Genomic DNA, 20,431 nt, shown 5'->3' on the forward strand with positions numbered 1-20,431 from the left:
TTTACGTATGAGATAAATCGCAAAACATGGATAAAGGCAGAATAATCCCAGCGTAAACGGTAGTGACGCGAGACTGTCTAAATAAAAGGGATACAGCTTCCAGTAATAAAGGAATCCGATATCGTTGATCAAAAAGGCCATGGCGGCTGAAAAAGGGGCGATTAGAAACAGTACCTTTCTTTCCCGTATGAAGATCAGCGCTGTTATCCAGGGGATAATAAATCCGATGATGATATTCAGTGTCAAAGTACATACACCAACCTTGCTTTTAAAAAATAATATGCCAAGATTGTTGTCTAATATCCGGACTCACCTTTTTGTAAATGTAGGGAAAACCGGCACTCTCAGCTTTTAAGGCTGAGAGTGCCGGTTTTTGTGAACTCTGGATTTTCAGTGTTTTCAGAAGTCTTTTTATACGCGCGTTTTCTTATGCCGCCCGTGTTCCGTTTATCTGGAATGTTCCGGAATCGGTCGTGGCAACAGCTTTGATGATATCCCCTTCTACGGTCCCTTTCGCACGGTATCTTAATTGAAAGAATCCGATGCTGAGAGTTCCGGAAAACTCAAAGGAATTTCCAAGGGCTTTCCCGTTTCTGAAAAAGCTTGTGCTCCCCATAGCACGGATAGAGCCGCTTAGCGTTCCGTGATCGTCAACAAGGGTCACGGTTCCCTTTTGGACCCCCATTGGCGTATGCAGAGTAACGTTGTAAGTGCCGCTCATTCCTTTCCCTCTTTTCTGTTGGAATAATTTCAATATATGCCCTTGTGCACAGAGAGATTACAAAGCCTCAATACTTCCACACCTCCCCAGCATCCCTGAGGGACTATCCATAGAACCAAAGCCGATGCAATGGCAGCCGAATAGCAAATAAACAGCGTCTTGCCTTGGGGCAGGCACGAAGGAAGCAGGCGGAACAATATTTTCAGTAGTTTACATAGCTTTACAATGCAGTTCTGCAATGCTATACTGAAATTATTGACGATATAATCAAAACGACAGTAGACACGAAGGGAAGGATCAATTTATGAACTGCTGCTGGTGCACGATTACGACGGAAAAACTGGACGAGTCTGTGGAATTTTACAGGGAAGTCGTCGGGCTCTCTGTAGCGCGGCGTTTTTCACCTGACCCGGGTACAGAAATCGCTTTTTTAAAAGACGAAAACGGCTTTGAGATTGAGCTGCTGCAAAACGGCAGACCTATCGGCGCAGAGAAAGAGGGTATCTCTTTGGGGTTTGAAGTGAAATCGCTTGCGGATACGCTTGCCATGGTCAAATCCAAAAAGATTGCCGCTTTCGGCGGACCCACAAAAGTACCGGGAGCCTCTTTCTTTTTTGTGAAGGATCCTAACGGTGTTTCCATTCAGTTTGTAGAAAATGACCTCTGATGTCTTCAGTACAGCAAAATGATAAATCCCCCGTCGGCCGGTTTGCCAACGGGGGGTTCTTCCAATATCTTCCTTAATAATTTGCCCTCTCAGTCTTACCGTCTGGGAGGGCTTTTTATTTGCTATTTCAGATTGGAATTGGTGGTAAATCATCATTTCATTATTTGAAGAAGGATTATTATATTTGCCAGGCTCTGCTTATTTCAGAGAATTGACATATCTGATATAAGTCTATGTGGTAAAATCCAATAATGAAACTTGTACTACGAGATAACATGCCAAATTGATGATTTTATGAATAAAGACCAGGGCCCATCGGGATTTCATGGACTCGATGAGCCCGTTTTACTGTTGCCTTACGGCTGTCGGAGAAATATCTCCATTTTTAACCAAAAGATAAATTGTTACATTATGTTACATGTGTCGAAAATTGACGAAAAATCAATTATAATAGAAACAAATATTTTAGGGGGTAACAACAAAATGACACAAGAAGAAATCAAAAAATTAGACCGGCGTATTCGATCCATTGAAGACCCCTTTGGGACCGGATTTCTTGTTTTATACAAAACTGTTCAGGCAATGGCGGAATTCAAAGGAAAAAGCATGGGAGATATTGTCCGGCAATATACTTCCTGGAAGCTTCATGTTATGTAGTCATTGCTGTTTTGGTGTTGTAGGAACCTGAGCTCCCAAGTCCGGAGAATTTACAAGATAATCATTTATTACTTCATCAGACCAACCCAGCTCCTGAAGCATATGCCTTATTTTTTCTGCTGTTTCTACCTTTGTCTCTGCTTTTACCATCGTTTACATCTCCAATCAAATTAATGTTCTTTCATTATACCGATTTTTCTTGAACATTAATTGCCGAAATGCGATTATTATATGATTACAGAAATTACCAGATGTTTCTGAAAGGACTCTTGCAGTTTGGGTATTTTATAATAAACTGCAGGGGTGCTCTATTACGCCATAATATGCGGCTCTTTTCGATGAAACAGCAGATCAGATGGATATCAATCGATGGGTCTGCAGCGTGAGGAGCGAGAATTGCATACAGACTCAGCCTGCCGGAAAATCTGGCAAGAAAGGGCATTGAATTCCGTTTGAAGCTAAGAAACCTTTCTCCAAATATACCTTATAAATTTTCTCATACCGATTTCATAGATTGTCTTGTTCTCGCAAGTCGATCCTTTTAGCCCATGGAAATCTGTTGGAGTAATCATGTCTTTATCTTTAATATCAGGGTTATCTTTTGGTACTTCATAAAAACCATTTACCCATAGAACCCCGCCTTTTTTCAAGTGCTGTTCCAAAATAGGGTAAAAATTGTCTTCCAAACGGTAGTGATTTATCACGATTAAATCAAACTCTCCGAAATCAAGATAAGACTCTTCTGCACAAAGATTTTTTTGCAGTACGCTGATGTCTAACTGATTTTCTGAAGCAAACCGGCACAATCTTTCAATAGCAATATTACTGAAATCTACCGCAGTTACTTTGTAACCGTGTGAAGCCAAAAATACCGTATTGCGGCCGTCGCCGCAGGCTAAGTCCAAAACCATTCCGCTTTTGGGAAGGAAGTGCATATCATTAACCAAACAGCCTTCCGGCTGCATCAATTCCTGACCTCTCGCTTCAAATTTATCATTCCAATAAGATAAGTTACCCATATACATTGAGATTCACCTCTGTTTACACGACGAAAATAATTGATAAATATTGTATTACACAGTGGGTATAAGAAATCCATGTGCCAGTTTAAATGCTGACACATGGATTTTTATGGTCGGAGTGAAATTATAGGACTTGGAGAAACCCAGTAATATCAATGGTTTGCAGGCGATCTGCAAGTAGTATTTACATCAAAAACAGAAAATTGGCACTTACACCGCCTTAGTGAGACTATAGGCGGTGTTTTTGTATATAGAAGTTACTTCGGGCCAAGTTGGCCCGAAGTCGAAGGGAGGGAGAACATTTCCCTGTGGGGTCTGATTGAAAAATCAGGCCCTTTTTTCATTTCTATACGAATGGAGGAAACCGCATGACACCTGAAAAAATCAATCAGAACAGGTGCGGGAAGGAGGATGAAAAGAAAAAGCGCAAATGGCCGTACATTCTTGTGCTTCTTTTGCTGTTGCTGCTTCTCCTGCTGCTTTTGCTGCGAAGCTGCGGAAATCAGCATCCCTACCCAATCCCGCCGCCGTCCAGTTCCGTTCCCTCGTCGTCCGCTCCGTCGCTGGACGATACCGGGAGTGCGGAGCCGGGGAGCAGCAGTACCCCATCGCGGCAGGAAATCCTGTCCCGGCTTCAAAAGCAGGAAGTCACCGTCACCGACAAGGTGAGCGCGCAGGCGTCCTTTTCCAGCGGGGCTAAGGGCAGCACCGGCACATGGGAAGTGGAGAATCCATCCTCCAACACTGTCATTATGCAGTGTAAAATTGTGCTGAACGGCAAAAGCATAGCAAAATCCGCTCCGATCTATCCGGGGCAGCACATCGACGGCCTCACTCTTTCCCGGCAGGTTTCACCCGGAAGCTACAGCGTGACGGCAGCAATCAAGTATTATAACAAGGATACCAAGGCTTACCTCGGCATGGCCGACTATAAAATCCGTCTTTCCGTTTCGTAATCAACCGCATTTGCGGCTGAAATAAAAACATCAGGAGGTTTTTCAATGAAAAACAGATTCAGAAAGATCCTCGCGGGCATCATCACCTTTGCCGTGCTCGGCGTGACGGCGGCAGTCCCGGCGTTCGCCGCCGACAAAACCGACACCGGCACGGGCAGCGTCACGGGGAACGTGACGATCAACGGCTCCATCTCGCCGCTGACCATTTCCGTCACCCACCCGATCAACGTGGCCTATGCCATCAGCCCGGACGCCGAAACCTTTACCGCGCCCGACATCACCGTGACCAACAACACTAAAGTTGCGGTGATCGCCACGGTGGAATCCCTGAAAGCCGCTTCGGGCGGGACGCTTACCTTCACCGACGTCGATCCGTCCGCAAAAGCGTGGCGCTCGCTCAACCTCGCGGATTCCAAGAAGTACATCGCGCTGGGCATCGCGGCGAAAGGCAATTCCGGCTGGAACAGCGGATACAGCACCTCCACCCATTGGGCGGTGAACGATTCGCCGTTGCAGGTCGGGACGCTGAATCCGAACACTTCCGGCGCGTTGTCTCTTACGGCAGACTACGGCCTTGCGTTCGACTGGGCGTACACGGCCAACCACCAGCTTGTTTTCCAGTTCCAACTCGCATAAAGACATAAGCGCGGGAATTGGCCGGGATTTTCCCGGCCAACCTTCCACGCGAAAGGAGGGTTTCTATTTGAGGCAATCATTCAGGCGGCTTTTTCTCGCGCCTCTGCTTGCCGCCGGGATTCTGCTGTCAGGTGCGTCACCCGCATTTGCGGCCTCCGCCGCGTCGGTTCTGACGCTGACCGCGACGCCGAACCCGTCCGGGAACTATGTGGCTCTGAACTGGACAAACAGCGATAAAAGCCAGCCGTACAGCTACATGCTCTATTCCAAATCCGCGCATGAATCGAATTTTCAGAGCATCCCCGCCAAAGACAGCGCGAAGGTTTTGAACGTCTATCCCGTTGTTGATCCGACCGTTTCCTTTACGACGTGGCAGGGCCAGAGCTACACCCTGCCAAAGTCGGCGTCCCTAAAAATGTGGATGGAAACGCCGAACGAGTACGATTCCAAAGGCTACGGCAAGGGCCTCATTTCCGTGGATACCGTGTCAATCTCCGATTTTAACGCCAACCCGGACGCTTATTTGAAAAACACAGACGGCAGCTACAAATACGACGTGCTGTATTTCGGTGCGTGGGACGCTTTCGCAAGTCAGGATTTGTCCGTTGCGGCAGAGAGTAAAACCGACGCCTTTATCAAGACCGGGCGCGGCGTCCTGTTCGGGCATGACACGATGGTGGACAACGATACGATTTCCATGCCGAATTTTTTCAAGCTGGCCCATTACTGCGATATTCAGACCATCCCGCATTATACCGTTCTCGGAAGCTCACAAATCAAGGTTTCCAAGAAGGGTTTGCTCACCAACTATCCGTGGACAATCGGGGACGTAGGTACGGTTTTGAATGTTCCGATGCCCCATTCCAATCAGCTTGCTTTCGGGGATGTGTGGATGACGTATCAGCAACCCTACACTTACCCCAACAGTGCAGAAGCCACCGGCTCCGGCGGGCAAGGTACGAATACATTTTATCTCACCAGTTGGTCAAACTGCGCTATGATTCAGACCGGCCATTCCAACGGAGAGGCCACCCCGGACGAGCAGCGCGTTACGGCAAACACCATGTTTTACCTCGCTCAAATTACAACCGACACAAGCTGGAATGACCATAAGGGGCAAGATTTGGATGCGCCGAATGAACCGGCCATTTCAAGCGTCACGCACAATTCCGACCGGACGCAGTACACCGTCAATTATTCCTCTCAGGATAACGCAACCGGCTATCAATACTATGTGGAGGCCACAGGCCAGAACGACGGCGCGAAATATGATTCTCCGGTCATATCGACATCCCTAAAAACAGGGATGAAAGGTTATTCCATCGTGGTGGATGATAAGCCGGATACCGTCCCGGATGGGAGTATTACCACGACAGCAAACAGCTATACTTTCTCCCGCCCGTCCGGCAGCAGCTTTTACATCCATATTGCCGCCGTGGATAACGCCGGAAATATCTCGGCTGTCACGCACTACCATACGGATGAACTGGTGTCCGTGACACACCTGGTCAGTATCGGCTATTCCATCGACCCGAACAGCAGTACGCCGTTCACCGCACCGGACATTCCGATCACCAATAATTCCACTTTTCCCATTAAGGTTTCCGTCGCAGGTCTGAAAGCGACATCAGGAATCGGTGATGTCGCTCCCACAGCCTATTCGGACTGGAACAGTCTGACGGCGGCGCAGACCGGAAGCACTATCGCGCTCGGCGTAGGAATCAGGGAAACAGCCGATTCAGGCTGGACGGCGGTTGACCGGGCAATGCCCGTTTACACAGGCGATCTTGCGTCGGAAGTACCTTTGGGGACACTCGGCGCGAACGGAGCGTCGGGGAATCTGGCGATTACCGCCAAATTCGGTTTGGCGTGGGCGAACGCGCGAACCGTTTCCCATGAGCTGACGCTGGATTTCACGATTGCGGACTGAGCCGGTCATTTTGAAAATACCCAAACAGGCAGAACGGGCGGAGATTTTTTCTCAGCCCTTTTTTACTGCAAAAAAATCAGCAAGGAGGAAAAACCGTATGGCAAAAGACGAACCCAATATGCCGGAGGAAGCGGCAACCGCCCCGGTCGGTGAAATTCCGGCAGAGGAAAAGGGCGCTCCCGCCGTCCCGCCGTCGGAAGTCGGCGGCGAGGCCCCGGCCCCTGAACCGACCGCCGAGGAAAAGGCGGCGCTGCCCCATGAGAGCAAAGAAACGATTGAGCCGCCCGTACCATCAGACTTCGGCGGCGAACACGTCTCCGAACCCGGCGACGTGATTGTCCCATCCGACAAAATCAGTGAACTCATGTCGGAAAAGAAATCCGCACGCAGAGGCAGGCCCCCAAAGGCCGACAGGGCCGAACAGGCCCCCGCTCCCGAAAAAACAGATGCGGAAAAATCGCATCCGGCTCCCAAGAAGGAGCGCAAGCCCCGCGCGGAAAAGCAAAAACCCGCCGCCGCGAAAAAAGCTCCGGCGAAAGAGGAAATCCCCGCCCCGGAGCCGGAACCGCCGCAGGAGCCGAAAGAGCCTCCGCGCAAGGGCGAAACGGAACAGATCGTTTTTCTAAACCTGTCCGAGCTTCACGCTTTCAAAAATCACCCGTTCCAAGTTCGGGACGATGATGAAATGCGGGCGATGGTGGAAAGCGTCCGGGACAAAGGCGTAACGCAGCCCGCTATCGTCCGTCCCCGCGAGGACGGCGGGTATGAAATCATATCCGGCCACCGCCGCCAGAAAGCCAGCGAATTGGCCGGGTATGCGGATATGCCCTGCATCGTCCGAAACCTTTCCGACGACGAGGCAATCACGCAGATGGTGGAGGACAACATCAATCAGCGTGAAAATATCCTGCCGAGCGAACGGGCCAAGGCCCTGAAAATGCAGTTGGAGGCCATCAAGCGGCAGGGCGCGCGGGGCGACATCTCCACTTCGGGCCAACTTGGCCCGAAGTCGGAAAACGGGCAGCGTTCCAACGCGGTTGTGGCCGAGCGCAACAAAATGACAGTCAAACAGGTTCAGCGGTATATCAAGCTCAACGACCTTGTACCCGACCTGATGAAAATGGTGGACGATAAGAAAATTTCGTTCACCCCCGCCGTGGAAATGTCTTTCATCAAGCCGAAAAATCAGCGGTATATCGCCGTCGCCATTGAGGGCCAGCAATCGGCCCCGTCGCTTTCGCAGGCACAGCGGATGCGGGAGCTTGACCAAAAAGGAATGCTCAACGGCGATGTGATCGACGGAATCATGCTCGAAGAAAAAAAGGAGGTAGACAAAGTGATCATTTCTAGTCAGGAACTTTCACAGTATTTCGGAAAGGAAAAGACCCCGCGCGAAATGAAGGATACCATTATCAAGCTGCTCGACGAGTGGAAGGAAAAGCAACCGGAGTTTGCCAAGCCGGAAAAGCAGGCCGAACAGGAGAAATAACTTCGGGCCAACTTGACCCGAAGTTCACAATGACGCGCGGGGCGCTGCCCCGTACCCCGATGCTCAAAGGATTGATTCCCCGTCGCCGCAATTTTTGTAGCACAATCGGTGTTCACCGTCAAGAGTGGTGCGCCACCGCGAAGCGGCCTTGCTCTTGACGGCGGGCTCCGGCTGTGCTTTCCTGCGGCCATGCGACGGGGATATTCCCTTGAGCCGCTTCCTTTCCAAGCGTGGAAAGGACGGGAGGATAGGTTGACACATTCAGCGCGACAGAAACGGAGGTGCTTTCTATTTTTATGAAAAGACCATTGGCATACATCACCGCCGCATGGAGCGGCGACCAGAACGCGGACGCGAAACAGGCGGCTCGGTATTGCCGGGCGGCATACGAAGCCGGATTTTCCCCGGTCTGCCCTCTGCTTTACTTGCCCCTCATTCTCAACGACGCCATCCCGGAGGAACACAAAAGCGGCATCGACATCGGGCGCGACCTTCTGCGCCGTTCCCATGTGCTGGTTGTCTGCGGGGACGGCGTGAACGAGGATATGAAAAACGACATTGCCACAGCCGGGCGGCTGAATATCACGGCGACCACGCTGGGCGGCATTCTGACGGTCAAGGGGCAGGGCCGCACGGAGGCCGTTAATGAGCGCGATTGACGCCTTTGTCACCAACCTCGGACGCTACAACGAAGGGTTTCTGGACGGGGAGTTTTTGAAGCTCCCCGCCACGACCGAGGAAGTGCAGGCGCTTTTCCAACGTATCCATGTGGACGGCGTTCGGTACGAGGAAATTTTCATCACGGACTACGAAACCAACATTTCCGGCCTGTACGACTGCCTGCCCGAATACGCCGATCTGGACGAACTGAACTATCTCGCCGCCCTTCTGGACGATCTGGACGAGGGCGACCGGGAGAAATTTGAAGCCGCCCTTTCCTGCGGCGACCATACAAGCAGCCTGAAAGAGCTGATCAACCTCACGCAAAACCTCGACTGCTACGAATATTATTCCGGCATTTGCGACGAGGACGATTTGGGCCGCTACATGATCGACGAAATGGGCGCGTTGGAAGTGCCGGAATATCTGGAAAACTACATCGACTACGAGGCATACGGGCGGGACGTTTCTTTGGAGGACGGCGGCACGTTTACCGAAAACGGCTATATTGTGGACACCGGCGACCGTTTCGTGGAGCTTTACAACGACAGGGACGATTTGCCGGAGGAATGCAAAATTTTCGCGTACCCCGCCCCGGAAAAATCCATCCGCGACACGCTCAAACAGTATCAGCAGATGATCGACGCCGCGCCGGTTTCCAAAACAGACCGGCCCGCCCCTGCCTGTGAGGAACGCTGACACTTCGGGCCAACTTGGCCCGAAGTGCGGGAAGGAGGTGAATTTTCAATATGACGGACCAGAATACCGTATCACTTTTGGAAAACGAACACGTCAAGGAGCTTTTGGCAATTTTAGAGGCCAACAGCGCGCCCGGCCGGAAGGATTTTCGCGCCGTTCTGAATCAGGTCGGCGCGATGGAGTGCCAGCTTGACGCGGCGGTGAAGGAGCTTGCCGCCATGCGTCGGGAACTGAACGAGGCGCGGGAGTTGGCCCATCCTGTCAAGACCGCCCTGCAAAACGCGGTCAAAACGCTGGAAAAGAATGTGGCGGTTTTGCGTGGGCGGATGGACGCGGTAAAGCAGAACGTGATCGAGGGCTGCAAAAATGCAGTGGATGCTTTCAAGGAAAAAGGGATTTCCGCAATCCACAACGTTACCCGCTTTTTCAAAATCCGTCCGCTGCTGGAAACCATGCGCAACGACCTGACCGAAAACATCCGGTTCGACGGGGCGGCGATTTCCAAAATAGAAGCCGTGCGCGCCGAATATCACGAAGCCGGGCGGCATGTGAAAAACATGGCCCGCGCGCTTGCGGGGATGGAATCCGTCCGGGACGTTAAGTCGGCGGGCAGACTGGCAAAGGCGCTGGAAGCCCCGTTCAAAACGGAACGCTCCTGCTTTGTTTCTATGAAAAAAAGTGTGGAAGCCGCCCTTTCCGGTCTTGCTTCGCTGGAAAAGTCGGCGGAGCGCAAGCCCTCGATCCGAAAAACCATGAACGCTCTCAATGAGCAAATCGCACAGTGCAAAAAGGAAGCTCCCACGGCGGAGCGGCCCCGGCCCGTGACGCATGACGGGCGTTAAAGGACCTCGGGCCAAGTTGGCCCGAAGTCCTCCCCATACGTCCTCGCATATACCGCCGCCGTAGGAAAGCGGCGGTTTGAAAGGAGGTTTTCGATGCAGGAAGATATAGAACGCCGGACAATTGCCGTTTCGATTAACGCGGCGAAACTCACTGGTCGGACGCTCGCAAAGGCGCTGGCTGCGGTTGTGCGGAAAATTCAAAAGGAGCACCGCAAGGCGCAGACCCCGCAGGGCAGGCAGAGCGTAAAAAAGCTCATGAACCACCGCGTTTCCACCAACAGCCTCGACCTTTCCGGCGACACCAAGTTGTTTGACCGTGTGGCCCGGAAATACAACGTGGACTATGCTTTTCACAAGGCCGGGCCGAACAAATATCTGCTGTTTTTCAAGGCCGGGCAGGCCGACGCCATCACGGCGGCGTTTTCGGAGTATACCAAACTGGTGATGGGGCGGGCAAGAGGAAACCGGCCCTCCATCCTCGCGCAGCTTAGAAAATTCGCGGATGTGGTACGGTCGAGGACGCGCGTCCACGAACGGAAACGGGAGGCGACGCGGAATGAGCGATAAAATCCGCAGATTCATTCTGCCGAACATTCCCTATCTGTTCATTTTCTGGTGCTGCCTGAAATTCGGCACGGCGTACCGCCTCGCAGCGGGGGCCGGTTTCGGGGAAAAGCTGATCGGCATGGTGAAAACTATCGGCCCGGCGTTTCAAACGATAGCGCCGGGCCTCATCGCGTCCGATTGGCTGATCGGCCTTGCCGGGGCCGTTATCCTCCGGCTTGTCGTCTGGTACAAGATAAAAAACGCCAAAAAGTTCAGAAAGGATGTGGAATACGGCAGCGCCCGATGGGGTACGCCGAAGGACATCAAGCCCTTTATCGACCCGGTTTTCAAAAACAACGTCATACTCACCGGGACTGAATTTCTCACGATGAACACGCGCCCGAAAAATCCGGCCAACGCCCGGAATCTGAATTGCTGCATCATCGGTTCAAGTGGCTCCGGGAAAACCCGCTTCTGGCTGACCCCGCAACTGCTTCAAGCCCATTCGTCCTATGTGGTGGTTGACCCGAAGGGCGGCATACTCGGTCAGGTCGGCGCTTTTTTGAAGCGGCAGGGATACAAAATCAAGGTGTTCAATTCCATCGACTTCTCAAAAAGTATGCACTACAATCCGCTGTCCTACATCAAAACGGAATCGGACATTTTGAAGTTCGTGAATGCCCTGATTACCAACACGAAGGGCGACGGCAAGGAGGGCGACGAGTTCTGGAGCAAGGCAGAAACCCTTTTGTACTGCGCTCTTGTGGCATATATCGTTTTTGAGGGGCCGGAGGAAGAACGCAACATGAATACCCTTGTGGACATGATCAACAGCATGGAAGTGAAAGAAGATGATGACAACTTCAAAAATGCTGTGGATTACATGTTCATGGGGCTGGAAAAGCGCAATCCTAACCACTTTGCGGTCAGACAGTACAAGAAATATAAGCTTGCCAGCGGTAAAACGGCAAAAAGCATCCTTATTTCATGCGGCGCTCGGTTGGCCCCCTTTGACATCCCGCAGCTTCGGGGGATTATGAGCTACGACGAGTTAGAGCTTGACCGCATGGGCGACCGGAAAACGGCGACGTTCTTTATCATCAGCGACACCGACACAACCTATAACTTCATTGTGGCACTTGCTTTTAGCCAGATGTTCAATCTTCTTTGCGAACGGGCCGACAACAAGTACGGCGGGCGCTTGCCCCATCATGTACGGGTGCTGTGGGACGAGGCCGCGAACACGGGACAGGTGCCGCAGCTTGAAAAACTGGTAGCCGTCATTCGCTCCCGTGAGATTTCGCTGTGCCTGTTTTTACAGGCGCAGGCTCAACTGAAAGCCCTCTACAAAGACAATGCCGAGACGATTTTAGGCAATATGGATTCGGTCATTTTCTTAGGGGGCCGGGAGCACACCACCGTCAAGGAGCTTTCGGAGGCTTTGGGGAAAGAAACGATCTCCATGTATACCGAGAGCGTCACGCGGGGAATGCAGGAAAGCCACGGCCAAAATCTGCAACGACTCGGCAAGGAGCTTATGACGATGGACGAGCTGACCACAATGGATGGCTCCAAGTGCATTTTGCAGCTTCGTGGCCTCCGCCCGTTCCTCTCGCCCAAGTACGACCTGAAAAAGCACCCGAACTACAAATATACCGCTGAGGCCGACAAGCGCAACAGCTTCGACATTTCTTCCCTGATTAACCGGCGCATGAAAGTGAAGCCGGATGAAATATATACCGTTTACGAGGTAGACGCACCCGGAGAGGAAGCCGCCGCAGGAGAGGACGAGGACATCCTCAATTACGACGATGTGGACGACCCGGATGCGTTTGCATAACTTCGGGCCAACTTGGCCCGAAGTCCCCGCCGCCAGAAATTTCGGCTTTTTTCATATCCAAATCATTTATAGGAGGTACATGCTATGCAGTTTTTCACAAGTGCGGTTAGTACGCTGCAAACCCTTGTTGTCGCGCTGGGCGCGGGCCTTGCCGTGTGGGGCGTGATCAACCTTTTGGAAGGTTACGGCAGCGACAATCCGGGCGCGAAATCTCAGGGTATTAAACAGCTCATGGCGGGCGGCGGCGTCATTCTCTTGGGTACAACCCTTGTTCCGATGCTGTCCGGCCTGTTCAAGTAAGGGTAAAAGAATATGGATTTTCTCACCGACTGGATTACCAAATGGCTCAAAGGCGTGCTGATCGACGGCATCATGGGAAATCTCAGCGGGCTTTTCGACAACGTGAATACCCAAGTCGGAGAGATTGCAACACAGGTGGGAACTTCCCCGGCGTCATGGAACGCCGGGGTGTTCTCCATGATAAAGCAGCTTTCCGAAACGGTTGTCTTGCCGATTGCCGGGCTGGTGCTCACCTTCGTCATGTGCTATGAGCTGATTCAAATGCTGATCGACCGGAACAACCTTCACGACATCGACACATGGATGTTTTTCAAGTGGGTGTTCAAAACTTTCGTTGCTGTGCTGATTCTGTCCAACACGTTCAACATCGTCATGGCGGTGTTCGACGTAGCGCAAAGCGTGGTCAATCAATCGGCGGGGCTGATTGGAAGCAGTACGACCGTCACGTCCGGTATGCTGGACAACTTGAAAACCACCTTGCAGGGCATGGACATAGGCCCCCTGCTTGGGCTGTGGATGCAGTCCATTTTTGTAAAATTCACGATGGTCGCCCTGAACATCGTGGTTTTTGTCATTGTGTACGGACGCATGATTGAAATTTACATGATGACGAGTTTGGCCCCTATCCCGTTTGCCACGGCGGTAAACCGGGAACTCGGAAGCATGGGCCACAATTATTTTCGCTCCCTGCTGGCCGTGGCGTTTCAAGGCTTCCTGATGCTGGTCTGTGTCGGCATCTATGCGGTTCTGATCCAGAGCATCGCCACAAGCGGCGACCCCATCGGCGCAATCTGGTCAGCCGTGGGGTATACGGTGCTTCTATGCTTCACTCTCTTTAAGACGGGAAGCCTCTCGAAAAGCATCTTCGGGGCGCGATGACAGCACAAGCGTAACTTCGGGCCAAGTTGGCCCGAAGTGGAAAGGAGTAGTTTTCATTATGAGTGACGAAAAAACGACAACCGGGCAGGCCCCGGAACAGGAGGGCGCGCCCGCGCTGCCGATGAAGCTGGACGTTTCCGTCCGGCCCATCGAACCGAAGGGCAATCTTGTGGGATTTGCCAGCCTGAAAATCAACGACAGCTTTGTGATCGACGATTTCAAGATTTTGCAGGGTGACAAGGGCCTTTTTGTTGGGATGCCCAGCAAGCCGGACAGGAAAAGCAAGACCGGATACCGGGATACGGCGCGTCCCATCACCAAAGAATTCCGCGCGGAGCTGACCGGGGCCGTGACAACGGCCTATCGGGATGCGGTCGAAAAATTGCAGGCCCGCGCCGCCGCCGTTCCCGTCGCCGAAAAGCAGTCCATCCAGAAGCAGCTTGCCAGCGGTGAAAAACAGGCTGCAAAGGACAGCGCCGCCCGGCCCACTCCCGAAAAAGGCGGCAAAACCAAAAACGCGGAGCGGTGACTTCGGGCCAACTTGGCCCGAAGTGCCGGAAAGGAGATTCCGATGTTCAGTAACCCTGAAAATTCCCCGTGGGGAAAGGTGCAGACCTGCGACGCGCTCTGCCCCGGCGTCTTTCTCGTCAGCACCGCCAGCCACGGCGGGACGCTGGTTTCCAAAGAAATCTCGGCTATGCTCTCTCCCGCGGCCCGGAAATGTGGTTTCAAGCAGGGCGGCTATCTCTGCTTTGAAGAAGATTGTCAGGAAAGTGTCGTGCTCCGGGAGCTTTTGGACAAAAAGCTGTGGGGCATCCCCGACCGTATTCGGGACAAGGCGGCATTTGAGGAAAACATCAACAATTCTATCCGGGAGTATAACCCGGAATACTGGCGGGCACGGCAGGCAGGGCTTGAAAAGGCCCCGGCCCGGCAGACAGTCCCGGCGCGCAGCGCCGAACGCTGAATTTCGGGTGTTTGGGGCCACCGCAAAACCGTAGGTTTTGTGGGGAGAGGAAGCGCGGCGGAGCGGTGCAGACTTCGGGCCAAGTTGGCCCGAAGTTGCAGAGCGTAGTTTGCGCTGACGAGGCCCGAAGTGAGAAAGGAGGCTTCATCACTATTCCAGAGAAACAATTTAACATCCTTTACGCCGATCCGCCGTGGCGCTACGCAAACAAGGGTGGTCAGGGCGTTGCCGAAAATCACTACCCCACCATGAGCTGTGATGAAATATGCGCGCTTCCCGTGGCGGAGCTTGCCGCGAGGGACAGCGCGCTTTTTCTTTGGGCGACCTTTCCGCAACTGCCGGAAGCCCTGCGCGTGATTTCCGCGTGGGGCTTCCGCTTCAAAACCGTGGCGTTCGTCTGGCTCAAACAGAACCGGAAAGCCAAAACATGGTTTTACGGCATGGGCTTTTGGACGCGGAGCAATGCGGAAATATGCCTTTTGGCGACGCGCGGGCATCCGAAGCGGCAGGATAAGGGCATCCATCAGTTCATCATTTCCCCGGTGGAGGCCCACAGCAAAAAGCCGGACGAAGCCCGGAGCCGCATTGTCAGGCTGATGGGCGATCTGCCCCGTGTGGAGCTTTTTGCCCGGCAATCCCCGCCCGGCTGGAACGTGTGGGGAAATGAAGTGACAAACAGCATTTCACTTTGACTTCGGGCCAACTTGGCCCGAAGTGGAAAGGAGACTTTTAGCCTATGGCTTATGTAAACGTACCCACCGACCTGTCCAGAATTAAGACCAAAATGGCGTTTAATCTCACGAAACGCCAGCTTATCTGTTTCGGTATTGCGGCGGTCGTCGGCATCCCGACTTATCTTTTCACCCGTAAGGCTATCGGCAACACGGGGGCCATGTTCCTGATGATTGCCCTGATGCTTCCATGTTTTCTGCTCGCCATGTACGAGCGCGATGGGCTTCCCTTTGAAAAGGTGTTGCGGAATATCGTCCGCGCGTCTTTCCTCTGGCCCCGGACGAGGCCGTACCGGACAGAAAATTTCTATGCGCCGTTCATCGGCGCGGGAAAGGAGGAAAAAAGGGTTGAATCAGCAAAAGCAAGTAAAAAGTCACCCGCCGGTGCTCGTAAAAAGCAGTAAGAAAAAGGGACGCGGGCCGCAAACGGCACAGCAGACCATCCCGTATGTGGAAATGCTCCGGGACGGTATCTGCAAGGTGCGGGAGGGCTTCTACACTAAGACCGTCGAGTACGAGGACATCAATTATTCAGTTGCGTCGGCAGACGATCAGGCGGCTATCTTCGATGGTTACTGTTCATTTCTCAACTATTTTGACAGCGCCCTGCCGTTCCAGCTTTCCTTTCTCAACCACCGTTCCCGGCCCGAAAACCGATACAGCGTCAACATCCCGCCACAGCACGACGAATACGACGCTATCCGCGGCGAGTATGTGGAGATGCTCACAGGGCAGATTGCCAAAAGCAATAACGGCATCGTCCGCTCGAAGTACATCACGTTCGGCATACAGGCGGACAGCATCGGTGCGGCCCGGCCCCGGCTGGAACGGGTGGAAGCCGATATTATGAGCAATTTCAAAAAGCTCGGCGTCCAGTCCCGGCCCCTCAATGGGCGGGAACGGCTGGAAGTGCTGCACGGGCAGCTTCACCCGAACAGTCAGGAGCCATTTGTTTTTTCTTGGAGCGACATTCCAAAAACGGGCATGGGGACAAAGGACTTTATCGCCCCCACGTCTTTCGATTTCAGACAGGGCCGCGCTTTCCGTGTCGGCAGCACGACATGGGGTGCGGTTTCTTACATGCAGATTTTGGCTTCTGAACTTTCCGACAAGCTCCTTGCGGAACTTCTGGAAATGGACGCCGAAATGACCGTTACTTTGCATATCCAGACGGTTGACCAAACAAAGGCTATCAAGGCAATTAAGGGCAAAATCAGCGACATCGACAAGATGAAGGTGGAGGAACAGAAAAAGGCGGTACGCGCAGGCTACGATATGGACATCCTGCCGCCGGATTTAGTCACCTTCAGCAAGGACGCGATGGCCCTTTTGGGCGATTTGCAGAGCCGGAATGAAAGAATGTTCCTGCTTACCTTCCTCATTCTCAATATAGCTCCTGCCCGCCAGCAGTTGGAGAATGACGCTTTTACCGTGGCGGGCATCGTGCAGAAATATAACTGCGCGCTCAAACGGCTGGATTTCCAGCAGGAACAGGGGTATATGTCGAGCCTGATTCTCGGCGGCAACTCCATTGAGATCCAGCGGGGCATGACAACATCCTCAACGGCAATTTTCATCCCCTTCATGACGCGGGAACTTCGGATGGGAGGCCCGTCGATTTACTACGGGCAAAACGCCCTGTCCCACAATGTCATTATGGCAGATCGGAAAACGCTCAAATCCGCCAATGGCCTATATCTCGGCTCCACCGGAAGCGGCAAGAGTTTCGCCGCAAAGCGCGAGCTTATCAATGTATTTCTTGCCACAAGAGACAGAATCATCGTGGTTGACCCGATGGGTGAATACGCGCCGCTTGTGCGGCGGCTCGGTGGTCAGGTGATCGACATCGCGCCGGACAGTTCCCACCACATCAACCCGATGGACATTCAAATGAGCATGGCCGACGAGGAAAGCCCGCTTTCGCTGAAAGCGGACTTTTTGCTGTCCCTCTGTGAACTGATTGTCGGCGGCAGAGACGGTTTGCAGCCTATCGAAAAAACGGTGATTGACCGCTGCGTCCGACTCGTCTACCGAAATATTGCCCTTGGCATCGACACAACAAAAATGCCTATCCCGCAAGACTTGTACGAACTTCTTTGTCAGCAGCCGGAGCCGGAGGCGAAACGCATTGCGACGGCGCTGGAGCTTTACTGTACCGGCTCCCTCAACCTGTTCAACCATACGACCAACATCACCCTGAACAGCCGGATTGTCTGCGTCGTGCTCAAAGGCTTGGGGGAAAACCTGCGCAAAATCGCCATGCACATCACGAACGAGCTTGTCACTTCGGCGGTCAACAGCAATTTCCAGCACGGCATGGCGACGTGGTGCTACTTCGACGAGTTCCATATCCTGCTTCGGGACGCGCTGACCGCCAGCTATTTTGTGACGGTCTGGAAGATGCTGCGGAAGAAAGGCTGTGTGCCGAGTGCCTTAACGCAAAACGTTAAAGATTTGATGGCGAGCCGGGAAATCGAAAATATCCTTGAAAACACCGACTTCATGATCCTGCTTTCACAGGCACAGGGCGACCGGCAGATTTTAGCCAAGCAACTCAATATTTCCCCGCACCAGCTTTCGTACATCACCCACAGTAATCCCGGCGAGGGGCTTTTGTTCTACGGGAACACAACGATTCCCTTTGTAGACCGATTCCCGAAGGACACCGAAATTTACCGTCTGCTCACGACCCGCCCGGAGGATTTAGCCAATGAAGCAAAACAGGAATGAGGAAAACGGCGCGCCGGAACATGACACGGCCCACCGGTTTCATATCGAGGACAATCCCGGTGTGCAGGGAAATTCCGGCACTTCGAGCCAAGTTGGCCCGAAGTTGAAACGGCGGTCTTCTGCCTCCAAAGGCCCGTCGGTTTCCGATACGCCGGATGCTTCGCCGCCTGTACGGGGCGATTCCAGCACGTCGGGTATTGAGGCCACCGGGAAGCCAAAACAGCGATTCTCTGTTACCAATAGCCCGCTGATTCCCGAAAACCCGTCCTTCTCCGATACGCCGGGCGTTCCTCAATCTGAACGGGATGGCTGTACCACTTCGGGCCAAGTTGGCCCGAAGTGCAATAGGCGGGGTTCGCCGTCTGAAAGCCCACCGACTTCCGACACGTCGGATGCCCCGCCGCCTACCCCCACGGGCCGGAGTAAATACCGCCCGCATAGCGGACAGGCCCGATTTTCCGACCGTCTGCGCCATGAGGAAGAACCGCTGCCCGGCGGTGACGGAGGCCATGCCTCCGATGGTGGTGGGACTTCTTCTGATAAAAAGGCGGCGCGGAATGACAGGCGGTTTGAGAAATCCAAGTTCCGGGCCGAAAAGACCGGCGCGAAGCTGGACGCCGCCCGTGAAAAGGCGGCGTCGCAGAAGCCGCCCGTAAAACCCAACCCGACAAAAGCAGCCGTCAAAAAGGCGGCGGCTGGCGCGTGGTATTACGCCCATCAGAAAATCCATGAGGTAGAACAGGAAAACGTGGGCGTGGAGGCCGCGCACAGGACGGAGCTTGCCGGGGAAAAGGCCGTCCGGGGTACTTCCCGTTTTGTAAAGCACCGCATCCAAACCCGACTGACCCGGCGCATCGCCAAATTGGAACGGCGGGACGTCCGGGCGAAAGCGGATTTTGAGTACCGCCGAATGGCGCGGGAGCACCCGGAGCTAAAGGAGAACTCGGTTTCCCGGTTCTTTCAGAAGCAGCGTATCAAGCGGCAGTATCAAAAGCAGGCGCGGGAGGCCGCGAAGCAGGGTACGAGGGCGGCGGGGAAAGCCGCGAGCGCGACGGGCAAACTTACCCGCGCCGCCGCTGCTTTTGTCAAACGGCACCCTGCGGGCCTGTTGATTGCTCTGATCGCTTTCCTTCTGATTTTGGTCTTGCAATCCTGTATGGCCTCCATGACCACCATCGGCAACGGTCTGATCGGGGCCGTGGGTGCGGGAACCTATCCGTCTCACGATTCGGACATACTGGCGGCGGAAACGGCGTATTCCAATATGGAAACGAAGCTCCAAAATGAAGTCCAAGATTACGCAACGCTCCATCCCGGCTACGACGAATACCATTTTAATCTTGATAAGGTTGAACACGACCCTTATGTGCTGATCTCCATTTTAAGCGCCCTGCATGACGGGGCGTGGACGATTGACGAGGTTCAGAACACGCTTTCCACGCTGTTTGGAAAACAGTATCAGCTTACGCAGTCGGTTCAGACGGAAACACGTTACCGCACGGAAATGAGCACGGTGACGAACCCGGACGGGACTACCCAAACCGTAACCCGTCAGGTTCCGTATACCTACACGATTTGCACCGTAACCCTGCATAACGAGGATTTGTCCCATCTGCCGGTTTCGATTCTGACGGAGGAACAGCTTTCCCGGTACGCCTTTTACATGAAAACCCACGGCAACCGGCCCGACCTGTTCCCTCAATCGCAGTATCCGAACGCTTCCACTCTCGAATCGTACACCGATTACGACATTCCCGCAGAATACATGTCGGACAAAACCTTCGCCGCCATGATGACCGAAGCGACAAAGTATCTCGGTTATCCCTATGTTTGGGGCGGTTCCAGCCCGGAAACCTCGTTCGACTGTTCCGGCTACGTCAGTTGGGTAATCAATCACAGCGGCTGGAACGTGGGGCGGCTCGGAGCGCAGAGCCTTTACGACATCTGTACGCCCATCCCCGCTTCCGAAGCGAAGCCCGGCGATTTGGTGTTCTTTGAAGGAACCTACAACACCACCGGCGTTTCCCATGTGGGCATCTACGTTGGGGACGGGGAGATGATCGCGGCGGGCGACCCCATCGGCTATTCGGACATCACGACAAGCTACTGGAAATCTCATTTTTTCAGTTTTGGCAGATTGCCATCACCATGAACGGAGG

General features: G+C 53.3%; 22 protein-coding genes. 19 read left to right on the forward strand and 3 right to left on the reverse strand.

Annotated features, from left to right (window positions below; all coding sequences use genetic code 11):
• Positions 1-427: 427 nt before the first annotated feature.
• Entirely contained in the window at positions 428-721 is a 294-nt protein-coding gene (locus ACRQU7_RS08575; protein ID WP_243122439.1) for a hypothetical protein, read from the reverse strand.
• Between the two features lie 304 nt (positions 722-1,025).
• On the opposite strand from ACRQU7_RS08575, the gene ACRQU7_RS08580 reads away from it, so the two are divergent.
• Positions 1,026-1,388 carry a VOC family protein gene (locus tag ACRQU7_RS08580; protein ID WP_141825092.1) on the forward strand — a complete coding sequence of 121 codons (363 nt, stop codon included), beginning with the start codon at positions 1,026-1,028 and terminating at the stop codon, positions 1,386-1,388.
• 483 nt (positions 1,389-1,871) lie between these two features.
• Positions 1,872-2,045, forward strand: coding sequence for a hypothetical protein (locus ACRQU7_RS08585; RefSeq protein WP_444645216.1), 174 nt, complete (start codon positions 1,872-1,874; stop codon positions 2,043-2,045).
• Here ACRQU7_RS08585 and ACRQU7_RS08590 read toward each other — a convergent pair whose 3' ends face one another.
• Both ACRQU7_RS08590 and ACRQU7_RS08595 read right to left on the reverse strand, forming a co-directional pair.
• Positions 2,046-2,195 (reverse strand): hypothetical protein, encoded by a 150-nt coding sequence (locus tag ACRQU7_RS08590; protein WP_185741061.1) that lies wholly within the window; start codon positions 2,193-2,195, stop codon positions 2,046-2,048. It abuts the gene before it with no gap.
• Between the two features lie 308 nt (positions 2,196-2,503).
• A complete protein-coding gene (locus tag ACRQU7_RS08595; RefSeq protein WP_038323903.1) occupies positions 2,504-3,070 on the reverse strand; it encodes a class I SAM-dependent methyltransferase in 567 nt (188 codons plus the stop codon).
• Positions 3,071-3,435: 365 nt separating this feature from the next.
• On the opposite strand from ACRQU7_RS08595, the gene ACRQU7_RS08600 reads away from it, so the two are divergent.
• The 17 genes from ACRQU7_RS08600 (at position 3,436) to ACRQU7_RS08680 (ending at position 20,424) form a co-directional block, all read left to right on the forward strand.
• Positions 3,436-4,023: a hypothetical protein gene (locus ACRQU7_RS08600; RefSeq protein ID WP_444645219.1), complete on the forward strand. Its 588-nt coding sequence runs from the start codon at positions 3,436-3,438 to the stop codon at positions 4,021-4,023.
• 45 nt (positions 4,024-4,068) lie between these two features.
• Positions 4,069-4,659, forward strand: coding sequence for a hypothetical protein (locus ACRQU7_RS08605; protein ID WP_444645221.1), 591 nt, complete (start codon positions 4,069-4,071; stop codon positions 4,657-4,659).
• A gap of 67 nt (positions 4,660-4,726) precedes the next feature.
• Positions 4,727-6,589, forward strand: a complete 1,863-nt coding sequence (locus tag ACRQU7_RS08610) for a DUF5057 domain-containing protein (RefSeq protein ID WP_444645223.1) — start codon at positions 4,727-4,729, stop codon at positions 6,587-6,589.
• A 97-nt stretch (positions 6,590-6,686) separates the two neighbouring features.
• On the forward strand, positions 6,687-8,078 hold the full coding sequence (locus ACRQU7_RS08615; protein WP_444645225.1) for a ParB/RepB/Spo0J family partition protein: 1,392 nt from the start codon (positions 6,687-6,689) through the stop codon (positions 8,076-8,078).
• 296 nt (positions 8,079-8,374) lie between these two features.
• Positions 8,375-8,737, forward strand: a complete 363-nt coding sequence (locus tag ACRQU7_RS08620) for a DUF7768 domain-containing protein (RefSeq protein WP_444645227.1) — start codon at positions 8,375-8,377, stop codon at positions 8,735-8,737.
• Positions 8,724-9,437, forward strand: coding sequence for an antirestriction protein ArdA (locus ACRQU7_RS08625; RefSeq protein ID WP_444645229.1), 714 nt, complete (start codon positions 8,724-8,726; stop codon positions 9,435-9,437). The genes ACRQU7_RS08620 and ACRQU7_RS08625 overlap by 14 nt, the downstream gene beginning before the upstream one ends.
• Positions 9,438-9,487: 50 nt before the next feature.
• Entirely contained in the window at positions 9,488-10,279 is a 792-nt protein-coding gene (locus tag ACRQU7_RS08630) for a DUF6674 family protein (protein WP_444645231.1), read from the forward strand.
• Between the two features lie 93 nt (positions 10,280-10,372).
• Entirely contained in the window at positions 10,373-10,846 is a 474-nt protein-coding gene (locus ACRQU7_RS08635) for a PcfB family protein (RefSeq protein ID WP_444645233.1), read from the forward strand.
• Positions 10,836-12,665 carry a VirD4-like conjugal transfer protein, CD1115 family gene (locus ACRQU7_RS08640; RefSeq protein ID WP_444645235.1) on the forward strand — a complete coding sequence of 610 codons (1,830 nt, stop codon included), beginning with the start codon at positions 10,836-10,838 and terminating at the stop codon, positions 12,663-12,665. The genes ACRQU7_RS08635 and ACRQU7_RS08640 overlap by 11 nt, the downstream gene beginning before the upstream one ends.
• Before the next feature lie 84 nt (positions 12,666-12,749).
• Positions 12,750-12,965, forward strand: a complete 216-nt coding sequence (locus ACRQU7_RS08645; protein WP_444645237.1) for a Maff2 family mobile element protein — start codon at positions 12,750-12,752, stop codon at positions 12,963-12,965.
• Positions 12,966-12,977: 12 nt separating this feature from the next.
• A complete protein-coding gene (locus tag ACRQU7_RS08650; protein WP_444645239.1) occupies positions 12,978-13,844 on the forward strand; it encodes a VirB6/TrbL-like conjugal transfer protein, CD1112 family in 867 nt (288 codons plus the stop codon).
• A gap of 58 nt (positions 13,845-13,902) precedes the next feature.
• Positions 13,903-14,373 (forward strand): septation protein SpoVG family protein, encoded by a 471-nt coding sequence (locus tag ACRQU7_RS08655; protein WP_444645241.1) that lies wholly within the window; start codon positions 13,903-13,905, stop codon positions 14,371-14,373.
• 42 nt (positions 14,374-14,415) lie between these two features.
• Positions 14,416-14,811, forward strand: a complete 396-nt coding sequence (locus tag ACRQU7_RS08660; protein ID WP_444645243.1) for a DUF7007 domain-containing protein — start codon at positions 14,416-14,418, stop codon at positions 14,809-14,811.
• A gap of 173 nt (positions 14,812-14,984) precedes the next feature.
• Positions 14,985-15,503, forward strand: coding sequence for an MT-A70 family methyltransferase (locus ACRQU7_RS08665; RefSeq protein WP_444645553.1), 519 nt, complete (start codon positions 14,985-14,987; stop codon positions 15,501-15,503).
• A 44-nt stretch (positions 15,504-15,547) separates the two neighbouring features.
• Positions 15,548-15,946, forward strand: coding sequence for a PrgI family protein (locus tag ACRQU7_RS08670; protein ID WP_444645245.1), 399 nt, complete (start codon positions 15,548-15,550; stop codon positions 15,944-15,946).
• Positions 15,891-18,272 carry a VirB4-like conjugal transfer ATPase, CD1110 family gene (locus ACRQU7_RS08675; protein ID WP_444645247.1) on the forward strand — a complete coding sequence of 794 codons (2,382 nt, stop codon included), beginning with the start codon at positions 15,891-15,893 and terminating at the stop codon, positions 18,270-18,272. Before ACRQU7_RS08670 ends, ACRQU7_RS08675 begins: the two co-directional genes overlap by 56 nt.
• Positions 18,273-18,738: 466 nt before the next feature.
• The gene (locus ACRQU7_RS08680; protein ID WP_444645555.1) at positions 18,739-20,424 is read left to right on the forward strand and encodes a C40 family peptidase; all 1,686 of its coding nucleotides are present in this window, start codon (positions 18,739-18,741) and stop codon (positions 20,422-20,424) included.
• The last annotated feature ends 7 nt before the right edge of the window (positions 20,425-20,431 follow it).

This window comes from Caproiciproducens puteiluti, assembly GCF_052442865.1.
In the GTDB taxonomy this organism is placed as follows: Bacteria; Bacillota; Clostridia; order Oscillospirales; family Acutalibacteraceae; genus Caproiciproducens.

Coding starts and splice junctions, on each gene's coding strand:
- ACRQU7_RS08575 (WP_243122439.1), bottom strand. CDS start 721: ATGAGCGGCACTTACAACGTTACTCTGCATACGCCAATGGGGGTCCAA.
- ACRQU7_RS08580 (WP_141825092.1), top strand. CDS start 1,026: ATGAACTGCTGCTGGTGCACGATTACGACGGAAAAACTGGACGAGTCT.
- ACRQU7_RS08585 (WP_444645216.1), top strand. CDS start 1,872: ATGACACAAGAAGAAATCAAAAAATTAGACCGGCGTATTCGATCCATT.
- ACRQU7_RS08590 (WP_185741061.1), bottom strand. CDS start 2,195: ATGGTAAAAGCAGAGACAAAGGTAGAAACAGCAGAAAAAATAAGGCAT.
- ACRQU7_RS08595 (WP_038323903.1), bottom strand. CDS start 3,070: ATGTATATGGGTAACTTATCTTATTGGAATGATAAATTTGAAGCGAGA.
- ACRQU7_RS08600 (WP_444645219.1), top strand. CDS start 3,436: ATGACACCTGAAAAAATCAATCAGAACAGGTGCGGGAAGGAGGATGAA.
- ACRQU7_RS08605 (WP_444645221.1), top strand. CDS start 4,069: ATGAAAAACAGATTCAGAAAGATCCTCGCGGGCATCATCACCTTTGCC.
- ACRQU7_RS08615 (WP_444645225.1), top strand. CDS start 6,687: ATGGCAAAAGACGAACCCAATATGCCGGAGGAAGCGGCAACCGCCCCG.
- ACRQU7_RS08620 (WP_444645227.1), top strand. CDS start 8,375: ATGAAAAGACCATTGGCATACATCACCGCCGCATGGAGCGGCGACCAG.
- ACRQU7_RS08625 (WP_444645229.1), top strand. CDS start 8,724: ATGAGCGCGATTGACGCCTTTGTCACCAACCTCGGACGCTACAACGAA.
- ACRQU7_RS08630 (WP_444645231.1), top strand. CDS start 9,488: ATGACGGACCAGAATACCGTATCACTTTTGGAAAACGAACACGTCAAG.
- ACRQU7_RS08635 (WP_444645233.1), top strand. CDS start 10,373: ATGCAGGAAGATATAGAACGCCGGACAATTGCCGTTTCGATTAACGCG.
- ACRQU7_RS08640 (WP_444645235.1), top strand. CDS start 10,836: ATGAGCGATAAAATCCGCAGATTCATTCTGCCGAACATTCCCTATCTG.
- ACRQU7_RS08645 (WP_444645237.1), top strand. CDS start 12,750: ATGCAGTTTTTCACAAGTGCGGTTAGTACGCTGCAAACCCTTGTTGTC.
- ACRQU7_RS08650 (WP_444645239.1), top strand. CDS start 12,978: ATGGATTTTCTCACCGACTGGATTACCAAATGGCTCAAAGGCGTGCTG.
- ACRQU7_RS08655 (WP_444645241.1), top strand. CDS start 13,903: ATGAGTGACGAAAAAACGACAACCGGGCAGGCCCCGGAACAGGAGGGC.
- ACRQU7_RS08660 (WP_444645243.1), top strand. CDS start 14,416: ATGTTCAGTAACCCTGAAAATTCCCCGTGGGGAAAGGTGCAGACCTGC.
- ACRQU7_RS08670 (WP_444645245.1), top strand. CDS start 15,548: ATGGCTTATGTAAACGTACCCACCGACCTGTCCAGAATTAAGACCAAA.